The sequence below is a fragment of the Coprococcus sp. OM06-34AC genome (assembly GCF_003462545.1).
Classification (GTDB): domain Bacteria; phylum Bacillota; class Clostridia; order Lachnospirales; family Lachnospiraceae; genus Coprococcus; species Coprococcus aceti.
Map to the genome: position 1 here is coordinate 142,413 of NZ_QTZF01000004.1, position 15,081 is coordinate 157,493.

General features: G+C 42.4%; 9 protein-coding genes and 1 riboswitch. All 9 genes read left to right on the top strand.

Going from position 1 to position 15,081, the window contains the following annotated elements; all coding sequences use genetic code 11:
• The first annotated feature begins 223 nt into the window (after positions 1–223).
• A riboswitch (cyclic di-GMP riboswitch) is annotated at positions 224–299 on the top strand.
• 123 nt (positions 300–422) lie between these two features.
• The 9 genes from DXB91_RS08405 (at position 423) to ffh (ending at position 15,076) form a co-directional block, all read left to right on the top strand.
• Entirely contained in the window at positions 423–1,238 is an 816-nt protein-coding gene (locus tag DXB91_RS08405; RefSeq protein ID WP_117549050.1) for a substrate-binding periplasmic protein, read from the top strand.
• Entirely contained in the window at positions 1,222–3,387 is a 2,166-nt protein-coding gene (locus DXB91_RS08410; protein ID WP_118017502.1) for an ATP-binding response regulator, read from the top strand. The genes DXB91_RS08405 and DXB91_RS08410 overlap by 17 nt, the downstream gene beginning before the upstream one ends.
• A gap of 29 nt (positions 3,388–3,416) precedes the next feature.
• Complete coding sequence (locus DXB91_RS08415) at positions 3,417–4,112, top strand: YczE/YyaS/YitT family protein (protein ID WP_118017504.1); 696 nt, start codon at positions 3,417–3,419, stop codon at positions 4,110–4,112.
• Positions 4,113–5,277: 1,165 nt separating this feature from the next.
• Positions 5,278–5,691: a hypothetical protein gene (locus DXB91_RS08420; RefSeq protein ID WP_118017506.1), complete on the top strand. Its 414-nt coding sequence runs from the start codon at positions 5,278–5,280 to the stop codon at positions 5,689–5,691.
• Positions 5,692–5,712: 21 nt separating this feature from the next.
• Complete coding sequence (locus DXB91_RS08425; protein WP_118017508.1) at positions 5,713–11,256, top strand: DUF4132 domain-containing protein; 5,544 nt, start codon at positions 5,713–5,715, stop codon at positions 11,254–11,256.
• 86 nt (positions 11,257–11,342) lie between these two features.
• Positions 11,343–11,588 carry a hypothetical protein gene (locus tag DXB91_RS08430; protein WP_330416363.1) on the top strand — a complete coding sequence of 82 codons (246 nt, stop codon included), beginning with the start codon at positions 11,343–11,345 and terminating at the stop codon, positions 11,586–11,588.
• Between the two features lie 394 nt (positions 11,589–11,982).
• The gene (locus DXB91_RS08435; protein WP_118017510.1) at positions 11,983–13,236 is read left to right on the top strand and encodes an ATP-binding protein; all 1,254 of its coding nucleotides are present in this window, start codon (positions 11,983–11,985) and stop codon (positions 13,234–13,236) included.
• 106 nt (positions 13,237–13,342) lie between these two features.
• Entirely contained in the window at positions 13,343–13,699 is a 357-nt protein-coding gene (gene ylxM, locus DXB91_RS08440) for a YlxM family DNA-binding protein (protein ID WP_022059475.1), read from the top strand.
• A 30-nt stretch (positions 13,700–13,729) separates the two neighbouring features.
• On the top strand, positions 13,730–15,076 hold the full coding sequence (gene ffh, locus DXB91_RS08445) for a signal recognition particle protein (protein ID WP_015534850.1): 1,347 nt from the start codon (positions 13,730–13,732) through the stop codon (positions 15,074–15,076).
• Positions 15,077–15,081: the final 5 nt, after the last annotated feature.

Genomic DNA, 15,081 nt, shown 5'->3' on the forward strand with positions numbered 1-15,081 from the left:
CGCTTCAAAGTTTTATGTGACAAACGTAACATCCTATGATATTATAAAAAAGATATAAGCGAAAATGACTTTTGCAGAAAGACGTTTTAAAGATATGGAACGATCTTAGTACAAATGAGCAGGAAACAGTGATGTCAATGTTGTGTGGACTTCGGAAGTAGAAGAACAGTTCGAATGTATATATCGGCTGTTCTTTTTTTGGGCATAAGTTTAAAAGTTAAAAAATGATAATCGGCAAACCAGATGAAAGTCTGGGACGCAAAGCTACAGGGCCTTTAAAATGGCAGCCAGTTGCATGAAATTAGGTGCACTGTCTGTAGGACAGTGTTTTTTTATGATGATATTTCATAGATGTAACCATAATAATTTTATTAGGAAATCAGATATGAAAAAACGAAAAAATAGTTAAGGATAGACGGAAAATGATAGGAAAAAGAGTGATTGCAGGCATTCTGCTTGCGGGAATCTTAACAGTCACCCTGGCAGGGTGCACAAACACAGGTGACAGTAGAAAAGAAATGGAAAAACCCATCATCACGCTCGGGAGTGACAGTTATCCACCATACAATTATCTGAATGAGGATGGAATCCCGACAGGAATTGATGTAGAACTGGCTACAGAAGCTTTCGAAAGAATGGGATATCAGGTGGAGGTTGTACAGATCAACTGGGAGAAGAAAAAAGAACTGGTGGAGAGCGGAGAGATTGACTGTATCATGGGTTGTTTTTCCATGGAAGGACGCCTTGACGATTATCGCTGGGCGGGACCATATATAGCAAGCCGTCAGGTGGTTGCTGTAAATGAGAACAGCAATATCTATAAACTGAGTGACCTGGAGGGAAAGAACCTGGCTGTCCAGTCCACAACCAAACCGGAAGGCATCTTTCTGAATCGGACAGATGAAAGAATCCCCAAGCTGGGAAATCTGATCAGTCTTGCACACCGGGAGTTGATCTATACGTTTCTGGGGAAAGGATATGTAGATGCAGTTGCCGCACATGAGGAATCGATTTTCCAGTATATGAAGGATTATAACACAAGCTTCCGTATTCTAGAAGAACCGCTGATGATTACGGGGATAGGTGTTGCTTTCGCAAAAGATGATGACAGAGGAATCTGTGAGCAGATGGACCAGACGCTGGAAGAAATGCGTCAGGATGGCACATCCCTGAAAATCATTGAAAAATACCTGGATAATCCTGAGAAGTATCTGGAGGTAGATGATCTTGGATATTAAGAGAAAGAAGAAAGAAAAACGAATCCGGCTGCTCGGTGGTCTGATTGGAATCTGTGTGGCAATAGCCTTTCTGTTCTATTTCTTCAACGCAGAAAAAACAGAAGCAGAGAAAAGAATGTTGGAGATTGTAAACTATGTCAAAGTGCAGTGTTCAAGCTACACCCATTATAATGAATCTTCGGAATCCAAAAGTCTCCTCCGTGCGATTGAAAGTGCCAGACAGATGAGTACGAATATCGACATGGAAACAGAAAACGGTGGTCAGCTGAGTCAGGAATTTCTGAAAGAAAATCTGCAGACGCTCTGGGTGGATGGTATCATTGTACTGGATAAAGAAGGAAAGACGGACTGTGAATACAGCACGGATGAATTTCTGTACAACGAGATTACGGAGTATCTGCAAAAAGAAATTATCATGGATTTTGCCGGATATGAAGAAAGATCTTATTCAGAACGGTTTACCAGGGAAGATGGATCATATATTGATATTGCAGCCTGCGCCAGAAAAGATGCACCGGGTATTGTGGCAATCTACTATTACACATCACCTGAATTTGCTAGAAATTATACCCTTACGATACAGAGGCTTTTAAACGGCTATAGTGTCCATAAAGATGGAACAATAATTATTGCAGATGATGGAATAGTTGTTGCCAGTAACGATGAGAGCCTTCTGGGGCAGAATACAACTGGTAACGAGGTTGTTCAGGAAATGAAAAAGCATACAGACAGTCAGCATATTTATCATTTGAAGAATGAGGGAACTGGATGTTACGGTATCATGCTGAAGCAGCGAGATTATTATATTTATGCATATCTTCCGGACACAGAAGTGTTTCATAACCTTCCATTGAGTGTAGCAGGTGTTATTTTTCTTTATTTGCTGATGTTCAGTACATTTTGGTTCTGGGCATACAGAACCAATCTTACACATCAGAAACTGGAACAGGAAAAAGACGAAAAATATAAAGCAGAACTTCTGATAGCTGCAAAAAAGGCAGAAGCCGCCAATGAGGCAAAAACGGAGTTCCTTCAGCGAATGAGCCATGATATCCGGACTCCGATCAATGGAATCTGCGGTTTGGTCAATATGGCAGACTATTATGCAGATGATATGGAGAAGCAGGCGGAATACAGGACAAAGGTTAAAGAGGCATCCAATCTGTTGCTGGAACTGGTAAATGATATTCTGGATATGAGTAAGCTTGAGTCTGGTGAAATCGTTCTGGAAGAGATTCCATTTAATCTGAGCAGTATTTCAAGGGAAGTATTCGTTGTGATCGAGCCGATGGCTGCAGAACAGAATATCCGGATCGTGTGGGAGAAAAAAGAAATCACACACCAGAATTTTATTGGAAGTCCAGGGTATGTGAAACGTGTGATGATGAATATCCTGTCGAATGCGGTGAAATATAATAGAGAAAACGGACGTATATATATCAGCTGCATGGAAATTCCATCCGAACAGCCAGAAATGACGACAATGGAATTTGTCTGCCGGGATACAGGAATCGGAATGACTGAGGAGTTCCAGAAATGTGTGTTTGAACCATTCACGCAGGAACACACAGGAAGCCGCACAAAATTTGCAGGAACAGGCCTGGGAATGCCGATTGTAAAAAATCTGGTCGAGAAAATGGGTGGAACAATTACCTTTGAAAGCAAAGAAGGCGAAGGAACTACCTTTGTGATCAGGGTTCCGTTTAAAATAGATCTAGATGCGAATAAACGTGAAGAGCAGAAGTGTGTATCAGAAAAATCTATAAAGGGACTGCATATTCTTCTGGCAGAAGATAATGAGCTGAATATGGAAATTGCAGAATTTGTGCTTCATAATGAAGGTGCGGACGTGACAAAAGCATGGAATGGTAAGGAAGCTGTTGAGCTGTTCAGAAAAAGTGAATCTGGTGATTTTGATGCTATTCTTATGGACATTATGATGCCGGTCATGAATGGTTATGAAGCCACAAAGATGATCAGGTCTTTGGACAGAGTGGATGCAAAGAAGGTACCGATCATTGCAATGACAGCAAATGCATTTACGGAGGACAGGCTGAAAGCTAATGAAGCAGGAATGAATGACCATGTGGCGAAGCCGGTTGACATGAGTATTTTAATATCTGTCATTGCAAAATATATAGAACGATGATCCGTTTTTGGAAAAAGAGGAGCAGAGTAATGAAGAACATGAAGGTAAGAATCCCAATGTATTTTGTTGGACTGTTTATTATGACTATAGGAATAGCACTTTCAGTCAAATCCAATCTGGGAGTGTCGCCGGTTAGCTCTATACCATATACGATGACATGTGTATGGGGAATCGAGATGGGAAAGGCAACGATCATATTCCATGCGGCATTGGTGCTTATACAGATCATTATACTTCGAAAGAATTTCAAACCGATAAATCTCCTTCAGATAGTGGTTGGAGTAGTATTTGGATACTTTACGACGTTCTGTAATTATCTTGCGACATTTCTGCCATCAACAGATAACATAGTTGTCAGGGGTGTTTTGATGCTTGTGAGTACCATATTCATAGCAGGCGGAATATTCTTTTATCTGCCGGCGGATCTTATCCCACTTGCCGGGGAGGGTGTTATGCAGGCTGTCTCAGAGGTCACACACATTGAATTTTCAAAGGTAAAGATCGGATTTGACTGTTCTATGGTGGCTGTGTCGGTCGTAACATGCCTGATCTGCATACACAGTCTTGGAAGCGTGGGCGCCGGTACGGTTATTGCCGCATTCCTTGTTGGATTCAATCTTGGCAAGTTGAATAAGGCATTTGGCGGAAAACGAGATAAACTTCTTGGAAAGCACACATACACTGAGGAGGAAGTGCTCAGGGAGAGAATGGAGCAATTGCATTAGGACTTGTTCCTGCCCGTGAGCCGGTCGAATTTTTATCCTTAATCAACCTGTTTTGTAGAATTAGGGATAATATTTTCTCGTTTTCTAAAATATAGGGTTGTAAGGTATAAAAGTTCAGGACTTTATCCTGAAAGGCGGTATTTGTGAGCTCGTCTACGTATGTCTGACTGTCATATGGCCCATTTGCATTTATATGGAAAAGATGTTTTTGCGCTTTCGCGGCACGCCGGCAAGTTCTGCGCTGAATATATTCCTGTTGTATTCTATGCGCTTTTTCTTTCCATCAATCAAGTGACAGTATCTGCTCTAAATTCGTATCGGAAGGCTGCTCTGATCTATTCCTATCTACGTCATATGATGCGGGAACGGTGGCGTTTTCCGGTTTTGTAAGTTTTAAATTCATTTTTGAAATCCCCTTTTGTACTTGTTTATACGAGACGATATAACATTTGGGTTTTGTTGGCAAGGCTTTTAAGTAAATACATGAGCCGGAATGATTGGGTGGAGTTTTATTTGTTTGCTTTTGATATTACGTGGTGTATAATTTATAGCATGATAAATAAGTGTTTATGATTATACTTAAATAATAAAAACGATATATTTGACATAAAAGCGGTTGAATGTTAATATAAGTGTAAAGAGGTGCTACCGATAGACGGTTAGCCCTGATATTGCAATTACAAAAAAGTAACCGCCAAGTTTTGTCAGGACAGGGCGGTTACTTTTTTGTCTTATTTCTTATCATTGCTCTTAGAGCCAACGGCATAACCAAGAGCAAAGCATGTTATGCATAAGCTGATGATGGCTATAAAAAGTTCCGTTGTAAGCATAAGCACAAACCTCCGTAATAGATTTCCGTAAATGGATGTATCTATGTAAACACAGGCTATAAACTCCTGTGGCGAAGGCTAACCGCCTACCGAATAGGGTAGCACCTCTTATATTATAACAAACATACGTTCGATAATCAATATACATGAAAAGATAAATTTTTATTTGCTCTACAAAACACGTAGACCATATAAGTTCAAAGAAAGTGCTAATGTGGCTTAACAGACACTATTATTCAATATGTGCAATTTTTGCACAAGTTGAACATTTATTTCAGTATGTGCAATTTCTGCACAATGTGAATATACATATAACAAGATTTCGGGGGAATCACATGACTTTATACATGAACATAAAACAGCTTGGCAAGCGTAAGGACACAGTTCACAAGGTCCCATTTGAATATGACACAGCACCGAGTACGCTACGGGAACTCATAACAGAGACAGTAAAGATATGCGTGGCACAGTACATATCCCGCATGGATCGTGGCGATGCAGTGCTGACAGATGAACAGATCGATGACATGGGAAGAATAGGAAAGATAGCATTCGGGATCGTCTATGGGGAGAAGAAACCGGATGTGAAAGAGGCGGTAGAGACAGCCATTCAGGGATTTGAGGATGGGCTGTTCAGAGTGTTCCGCGGTATGGATGAATTAACGGAGCTGAACAGGAAAGAGAAGTTTAACGAAGGGGATGAGATCACATTTATCCGCCTCACAATGTTGGCGGGCAGAATGTGGTAGAACATAAAGAAAGGGGTTACAATGGCGGAGGACAAGAAGACAAGACTTGAGCTTGAAGAGCAGAAGAGAATCGCAGATGAAGTGAGAGAGGTATTTGACGAGAATTCCACGAAGCTCAGAAAGAGCTACAGTGCGGATGCGCAGAAGCTTCTTAAGGAGATGGATAATTACTATGGAGATGTAAAAGAGTCAACGATCGGCAAGAGACTTGAGACATTTCTTGAGAATGAAAAGAATATACCCTCGGAATTCTTCAGGAAGGAGCTGAAGCATTTGCCGGGGTGGGTGCCGGATCATCTGATGGAGGATTTCTACACTTCTATAGACAGCATAATCAAGTGGCAGACAAGCCAGTATTATTACAGAAGAACCATGCGTACGAAGAGGTATGGGGCATTTCTTGACAGATATTTCAGGATCATGAATGAATATCACTCCATGGGGATATACGGATGCGACATAGTATCTCTCTACAGGGAGAAATTACCGCAGGATATATTGTGCTATTACAGGGATGGCAACAGCAACGGATATAGAATAATATCTGAATATTGGATACAGGCGGAGCTCGACAGGGGGAATGCAGAGCTTGAGGAAGTGCTCATGGACATCATGTTCGGTGAGAGTGCGCAGACAAGGCTCACGACCAATATCCTCAGGGGAATATATATGAGCTCCAACACAAGATTACATGAGGCTGTAGGCAAGCTGCTCGTTGCGGCAAAGCTTCAGGAGGGACTCAGGCAGGCGATCTGTGAGAACATGGATTATGGAACGGCAGGTGCATTTATGACCCTGTTCCATGTGATAAAGGAGAATGATCTTCTGAGATTCTCATCTGTCATGAGGGCTGTAGCCACCTGGACAGGACTTGTGACTGACGAGGAGAGCAAGCTTGACCATATACAGAAGAAACAGCTGCTACTTATAGATACATATCTGAATGATGAAAATGCAAGGCGTGAGGCATTATCCGGCGAGGATGCCATGCAGATCTATCTTGCGCTGTGGAGCTATGGTTTCTTTGATGTGGACGAGGCATGCCATGTGATGAACAAGCTGGCGCTTGATGGCAGCAGACACCAAAGACTGGTATTTGGCACATATATTAGGGCAATGAGTCTGGGAAAGGTGTACACACACAGCGTTGCAAAGGAATTTATCAAGAGATTCCCAGACGAGATGGACACCATGGCGGTCATCATGCCAAGCTTCATGTCGGATTACCAGCCTTATATGAATAGTCTCATATATAAAGACGGCAGATCGTACAACAATGAACTTAAGAAAATGACATTTGCCGAGGTGGACAAATATTTTGACAGCAGGAAAGAATGTCAGGAGATGTACGATATCCTCATGGGCATACTTGAGCGCATGCCAAAGAAGAGGCTTGAGTTTGATCCGTGTGTATTTCCATGGAATGCCGAATATCTGGACAGATCTGCAATCATCATGAGACTTGCGGTCTGTGCAAGCGCTCTCAGGGATGAGGACAAGATCACTTACATAGCGGAGATGGTTCCTGAGATAGATTCCGCAAGGTACAGCAGAGATGCGCTTTTGCTTCTGCTTGTAAGGCAGCCGGCAAATGACAGACAGCGTGCCATACTGGTGGATGCGGTTGCCGACAAGGAGACATATACCAGAAACAAGGCGGCGATGATCGTTAAGGATATGAAACTTTCGCCGGAGAATTATGTACAGCTTGAGAATATGCTCAAGTACAAGAAGTCAGACATAAGGGAGACTGTACTGTCTATACTTTATAAACTTGACGGTGATGACATGGACGATCTCATCGGAAGACTTCTCGCAGATTCCAAGGAGGAGAAGAGAACAGCGGGACTTGATCTGCTGCTCCAGCTCAAAAATGATGAGAACAGGCAGAACCTTTTTACAGATTGTGTTGGTCATATAGACGCTATGCAGAGGGAGTCTGCGAATGGAAGATCCAGTGTTACAACTAAGGAGCAGATTCTTATACGTGAGATAAAAAATGTTGGCACAGACCGGGCTGGTGCAGATGAGGGGTATGGACTTTATGATGTAAATGCGGACTATGAGCCGGTATTTGACAAGAGTTATCTGGCTGAGTGCCTTGAGCTGTACAAAAAGTATTTCCCTGAAAGCGGAATTGCAAATGATAATCTGTGCAAGACTGCCAAGAGCGAGGGTGCATTTGCAAAACTCAAATCAAAGATTGTGCCTAAAAAGAAAGACACGACATCTGATTCAGAAGTTATAAATATATTAAGAAAATTTGATGCATTTGTGGATGAGCACAAAAATGATGAGTATGAGATGGCTGACGGAGAGATCGGCCTGCTTGGTGAGGCAGGTGGAAACATATATGTGAACCGTGACAAAGTGGCATGTGAGGAATTGTGGGTAGATTTCTACGAGAAGAATATTCAGACTCCGTATATGTGCATGCAGCTCTATGTGTATCTGAATGGCTACAACAGTGACAAACAGGATTTCAAGAAGTACTGTGAGAGCTTTATGGCGGATATGTTTGGAAATATATATATAGAAGAATGTCCGGCATTCGGATATCTTGCCATTGCCAGAGCTGTAATTGGTTTCCTGTATAGAAGATATGTGATGGATAGTGACAAGAGGAGGCTTGCCGTTGTGGCAGCAGACTATCTGCTTGGAAGAAACGATGAGCTCATATATACATTTGGCGGGAATAAAGGTGGCAGCAGTATATCTGGTGATGATTCAAAGATATATCACAGAAGTGTGCTCACAAATGAGCAGATCATGATAATAACAAGGTGGCTTGCGATCGATGGTGACAGCGATATATTGGACGTAAAAGAAGATTCTGACGAGGCAAGGCAGAATGAAGAGGATTTCAGGCATTTGTTCCCATACAACTATGCCCTTGCAAAGTGTCATAACTTTAATATACCTTCAGACGTTGTAAATGATAGAAATTCATATTACTGGATACACACAGGAAGTGTCATGTCGGTTCCTGGTCTCCTGAACTATATTGCCGCATACAGTCGTGGCATTATATCCAGGGATTATATGTACAAGATGGCATTTGAGGGGAATTCCCTGGATAGGAGCCTCAAATGTGTATCTGACGTGATGCGTTTTATAACGGAGCGCAACAGGAAGGTGCAGACCAGAGGCTATGAGTGGGGATATACGGAGCGTGAAAGACTGAGAAGTGTGCGGCAGATACTTCTTCACAGTCCGGAAGGAGAGTTCTCGGAGACGGACGAGAAAAGGCTGGATATAGCTAAGAAGCTGTACACTGATATGTCAGAGCTTGTGCTTTCTGCAGAGCTCACAAGGGGAGACACGGAGACAGAATTCTCTCCATATATATACGGGCTTACAAGAATATTCGGAGCGGAGTATTTTGTCAGGATACTGTCAGCCCTAGGCAAGGAGACGTTGGAGAGATCAACGTATTTCAATACCGGTTATTACTATAATCGTCAGAAGGTCAGTAAGAAGAACAGTATGTCGCATCTTCTTCAGGCGTGTGTGCCTGATGCAAATGACAGTGCGGAGACTTTGAAGGCCTATCTTACAGGTACGGATATAAGTGATGCCAGGCTTATAGAGGCAGCTATGTATTCTCCGGAGTGGATAGATATAGTTGGAGAGTATCTTGGATGGGATGGATTTACTGCGGGATGCTATTACTTCATGGCGCACATGAACGAGTCATTTGATGACAAGAGAAAGGCTATGATAGCGAGATTTACACCGCTTGAGGTGGATGAGCTGAATGACGGTGCATTTGACAGGACGTGGTTTACCGAAGTCTATGACAGGCTGGGTGACAAGCGATTCCAGCTTATATACAAGGCGGCGAAATACATTTCAGACGGTGCAAAGCACACCAGGGCGAGAAAATATGCGGATGCGGCACTTGGCAAATATGTTGAGCCCGAGCTGATGGCTGAGATCGAGGCAAAGAGAAACAAAGATCTGCTCATGGCGGTGGGAATCCTGCCGATAGAGAATGAGGAGCAGATAAAGGACAGGTACATGTTCCTTCAGAAGTTCAAGAAGGAGAGCAAGCAGTTCGGAGCACAGAGGAGAGCCAGCGAGGCGGCAGCAGTTTCTACAGCTATGCGCAATATGGCGATCAATGCCGGATATCAGGACGTGACGAGACTTACCCTACGTATGGAAAGCCTTGTAGTTCAGGGCATGAGGGAATATTTTCAGCCGCATGAGGTCGGAGAAGTGACCGTATGGCTTGAGATGGAGGACGGCGGCAAATGCGCTGTCATCTGTGAGAAGAACGGCAAACAGTTAAAGTCCGTTCCGGCAAAGATCAAGAAGGATGAGTATGTATTGGCTCTGATGGATGCCAAGAAGCAGATGGCGGAGCAGTCAAGGCGTACAAAGGCGATGCTTGAGGATGCGATGGAGAGTCAGGAGGAATACACCTGGGCTGAGATCAGGGGCATGCTGGAGAATCCTGTTATACATGACATGGTAGCGGCGCTGGTGTTCAAGGTGGCGGAGCCGGATGGTGTGAAGACGGAGTTGGATAATACGGCTGATAACATTACATCAGTGGCAAGTGATCTTGATGATAGCAAGAATATTGATTTGAGGAATAACAGCGATGCTGGTGATGTGCAGTTAGATAATGCAAGAGGCGAAAGTGCTGGTGTACCTAGTCAGAATGTAGTTCTTGGATTTGCAACTGAGGATGGATTCAATGTGTTTGTTGAAACAACCGCTGGTGATGAAAACAAACATTTGTCAGACGACACCAAGCTCACAGTTGCACACCCATTCCACATGTATACAGCAGGCAGGTGGCACGACATACAAAAGTATGTATTTGACAACAAGATCGTTCAGCCGTTCAAGCAGGTGTTCAGAGAACTCTATGTGAAGACCGAAGAGGAAATGAATATGGAACATTCCCTCAGATACGCGGGCAATCAGATCCAGCCGAAGAAGACACTTGGCTGTCTGAGGTCAAGACATTGGGTAGCAGACATAGAGGACGGACTCCAGAAAGTGTATTACAAGGAGAACATAGTAGCACAGATATACGCGCTTGCAGACTGGTTCTCACCTGCGGATATAGAGTCACCGACCCTCGAATGGGTGGTGTTCTCAGATAGAAAGACAGGAAAGAATATGAGAATCAAGGATATCCCAGACATCATATTCTCTGAGGTCATGAGGGATGTGGACATGGCTGTTTCCGTGGCGCATGCAGGAGGCGTGGATCCAGAGACCTCACATTCGACTGTTGAGATGCGAAAGGCGATAGCAGAATTTACCATGCCGCTTTTCAGACTGACAAATGTCACATTTACAAAGAACCATGCAGTGATAGAGGGCAAGCGCGCCAATTATACAGTCCACCTTGGAAGTGGAGTGGTACATCAGGAGGCAGGACCTATGATAAATGTACTTCCGGTACATTCACAGAGACGAGGCAGAATCTTCCTGCCATTTGTGGATGACGATCCAAAGACATCGGAAGTACTCACGAAGATACTGTTCTTTGCAGAGGATAATAAGATCAAGGATCCTTATATACTGGGACAGATCGAGCAGTGAGTGTGAAGATAATACTGCTGCCTGTGACAAGTAAGTGATGTGATGTTTGACAGACAGATTTCCGGACAGAGAAAGAAGATGACATAATGGGAATCAGGAATATAATAACAAGGCTTAAAATTGGACGTGGTGATGCAGATAACAGGTTCCCATATGATGAGAACATGCATGAGGCTGTCATCAGGTGTTCTATCTGCACCGGCGAGCAGGTCGCAGGTTTTAAGAACAGACAGGACGGCAGCTTTGTGGGTGTGATGGTGATAAAGTCGGATGACGATCTGGAATACTTCAAAGAGCTTTATGGCGTGGAGAAGGTTAGGAAGGTATATTAAAATAAAATTTTCATCGATATTGACATAAAATAGTGTTGAGTATATTATTAAACAAAGGAGTGTCTGCCTTAAGTGGGGATGATAACAGAGTTGTTTCGCTACTTGGGAAACAACATAATACGTAAATGGCTATGCGTTAATCGCATAGCCATTTGCTGTTTTATCAGATGTATACAAATTGGATAATTATTTGATAGTAGAGAGGCGGATATAAATAGATAATAAAAAACTGAATCTGTATAGGGTAGATATTTTTTATATTTTTATTGTTGACTGCTACATAAAAACGTGAAAATACACATAAAATAGTAGTTGGTATTGATTAAGTAGACACGGGATAGTAAAATAATATTACTAAAAAATGTGTCCATACACAAAAACAAGGAGTGTAACAATGGAAATCAAGAGAGATGCTTACCTTGAACAGTTGAAGATAAGAAAAGATAATGGAATGATAAAGATTATCACAGGAATCAGGAGATGTGGAAAGTCATTCCTATTATTTGTATTATTTAAGAACTATTTATTAGAGAATGGTGTAGATAATGAACACATTATTGCGATTGCATTAGATGGTATCGAAAACGAAGAACTGAGGGATCCGAAAAAGTGTTATCAATACATTAAGGATGCAATGAAAGATGATCAGAGGTATTATTTGATTTTGGATGAAGTACAGTTTATGCCGCGATTTGAGGAAGTACTGAATAGTTTGCTCAGAATTAGCAATATTGATGTATATGTGACCGGTAGTAATTCGAGATTTTTATCCAGTGATATTGTAACTGAATTTAGAGGCAGAGGTGATGAGATAAGAATTTATCCATTATCTTTCGCTGAGTTCTATAGTGCGTATGATGGAGATTATGACGAAGCCTGGGAAGAGTATATGACATATGGTGGTTTGCCACAGGTAGCACAATTTTCTGTGGAACGCCAAAAGGCAGAATATCTAAAAAATATTTTTACCAATGTCTATATCAGGGATGTTGTAGAGAGGAATAACATTAAAAATGTTGATGAAATTGGAACTTTAGTCGATATTCTTGCTTCTGCCATAGGCGCACCAACCAATCCAACTAAAATATCAAATACTTTTAAAAGTGAACGGGGTATCAATTATAGCAATAAGACTATATCTAATCATATTGATTATTTGGCGGAGGCCTTTTTGATTTCTAAAGCGGAACGGTATGATATTAAGGGAAGAAAATATGTGGGTGCTAACTTAAAATATTATTTTTCAGATGTGGGACTTAGAAATGCCAGGTTAAATTTCAGACAGCAGGAACCTACTCATATTATGGAGAACATAGTTTATAACGAACTGCTTATTAGAGGCTACAATGTGGATGTTGGTATCGTAGATGTGTATGCAAGGAATGATTATGGAAAAACTATTCGCAAGCAGTTTGAGGTTGATTTTGTAGTGAATCAGGGTAGTCAGAGATATTATATTCAAGTAGCCTATGATATGGTTTCTGAAGAAAAACAGACACAGGAATTTAATTCATTTAGGAATATTCCAGATTCATTTAAGAAGATTGTTATAGTAAATGGAACGAAAAAGCCGTATAGAAATGATGAAGGATTTGTGATTATGGGAATGAAATATTTTTTACTTAATGCAGATAGTTTAGAATTTTAGTGAGGTTGTCAAGAAAAAACACTTGACAACCCATCCCACCTGTATTAGAATAGCCCATGGTAAAGCAAAAACACTTTACATGCAAGTGCGTTACGGAGAGTTTGTTATGGAGAAGATAGTCAGACAGTCTATGTTATATGATTTTTATGGCGAGCTGCTCACAGAGCATCAGAAGAGCGTGTACGAGGATGTCGTGAACAATGACATGTCTTACTCAGAGATAGCGAGACTCAACAACATAAGCAGACAGGGCGTATATGATATGGTAAGGCGCTGTGACAAGATCCTCGAGGAGTATGAGGAGAAGCTTATGCTGGTACATAAGTTCATGAAGGCACAGGAACAGGTTCAGAAGATCAAGGAATGTGCGGATGAGCTCAAGGCGATGAACTCGGATGAACGGCTTGCGGGCAGAATTGAAGATATAGTGAATTATTCAGATAAGATACTCGAAGATTTCTGATGATAGATAATATCAGAAGGGAGAATGTCTATGGCATTTGACAGTTTATCAGATAAACTGCAGAACGTTTTTAAGAAGCTGAGAAGCAAGGGCGTACTTACTGAGGATGATGTCAAGGAGGCTATGAAGGAAGTCAAGAGAGCACTTCTCGAGGCGGATGTCAACTTCAAGGTCGTAAAGTCATTTGTCAAGTCGGTGAGTGACAGAGCTGTAGGAGAGGAAGTTCTCAAGGGTCTGAATCCTGGACACATGGTCATCAAGATCGTTAAGGAAGAGATGGATAAGCTCATGGGCTCTGAGATGACAGAGATCAAGCTCAGACCATCCAATGAGATCACGATCATCATGATGTGTGGACTTCAGGGAGCAGGTAAGACCACAACGGCGGCAAAGCTTGCGTATCAGTTCAAGAACAAAGGCAAGAAGCCACTTCTTGTGGCATGTGATGTATACAGACCGGCGGCTATCAAGCAGCTGCAGGTGAATGGTGAGAAGGTTGGAGTTCCTGTGTTTGCCATGGGAGACAACAACAAGCCACTGGATATTGCGAAGGCGGCTGTACAGCATGCAGCCAAGAACAATATCAATCTGGTGTTCCTTGACACCGCAGGACGTCTTCATGTTGATGAGGACATGATGAACGAGCTTGCAGAGATAAAGGAGAATCTGGACATTGCCTACACCATACTGACTGTGGATTCCATGACAGGTCAGGATGCGGTAAATGTAGCGACAACGTTCAATGATAAGATAGGTATAGACGGTGTCATCCTCACAAAGCTGGATGGTGATACCAGAGGCGGTGCCGCACTGTCAATCAAGGCAGTAACGGGCAAGCCAATCCTGTACTCAGGTATGGGAGAGAAGCTTACCGATCTGGAGCCATTTTACCCGGATCGTATGGCGAGCCGAATCCTCGGAATGGGTGATGTAGAGTCACTTATAGAGAAAGCCCAGTCAGCCATCGACGAGGAGAAGGCCAAAGAGATGGAACAGAAGTTCCGCAAAGCAAGTTTTGATTTCAACGATTTTCTTGATCAGATGGCTCAGCTCGAGCAGATGGGCGGCATGCAGGAGATCCTTTCCATGATGCCTGGCATGGCAAGTCAGATGAAGAATGTTGAGATAGATGAGAACGCTGCTAAAACACCAAAAGCAATCGTTCTGTCCATGACACCTAGAGAGCGTTCACTCCAGGATCCGATATCGCCATCCAGAAAGAAGCGTATCGCAGATGGAGCCGGTGTCCAGATAGCAGATGTGAATCGCTTCCTTAAACAGTTTGAACAGTCTAAGAAGATGATGAAGCAGATGTCAGGCATGATGGGCGGAAAGAGAAGACGCGGTGGTTTTAAAATGCCTTTTGGCTTAAGATAATTAAT

Excerpts from the sequence above, each read along its gene's own strand:
- DXB91_RS08405 (WP_117549050.1), top strand. The coding sequence starts at position 423 with ATGATAGGAAAAAGAGTGATTGCAGGCATTCTGCTTGCGGGAATCTTA.
- DXB91_RS08410 (WP_118017502.1), top strand. The coding sequence starts at position 1,222 with ATGATCTTGGATATTAAGAGAAAGAAGAAAGAAAAACGAATCCGGCTG.
- DXB91_RS08415 (WP_118017504.1), top strand. The coding sequence starts at position 3,417 with ATGAAGAACATGAAGGTAAGAATCCCAATGTATTTTGTTGGACTGTTT.
- DXB91_RS08420 (WP_118017506.1), top strand. The coding sequence starts at position 5,278 with ATGACTTTATACATGAACATAAAACAGCTTGGCAAGCGTAAGGACACA.
- DXB91_RS08425 (WP_118017508.1), top strand. The coding sequence starts at position 5,713 with ATGGCGGAGGACAAGAAGACAAGACTTGAGCTTGAAGAGCAGAAGAGA.
- DXB91_RS08430 (WP_330416363.1), top strand. The coding sequence starts at position 11,343 with ATGGGAATCAGGAATATAATAACAAGGCTTAAAATTGGACGTGGTGAT.
- DXB91_RS08435 (WP_118017510.1), top strand. The coding sequence starts at position 11,983 with ATGGAAATCAAGAGAGATGCTTACCTTGAACAGTTGAAGATAAGAAAA.
- ylxM (WP_022059475.1), top strand. The coding sequence starts at position 13,343 with ATGGAGAAGATAGTCAGACAGTCTATGTTATATGATTTTTATGGCGAG.
- ffh (WP_015534850.1), top strand. The coding sequence starts at position 13,730 with ATGGCATTTGACAGTTTATCAGATAAACTGCAGAACGTTTTTAAGAAG.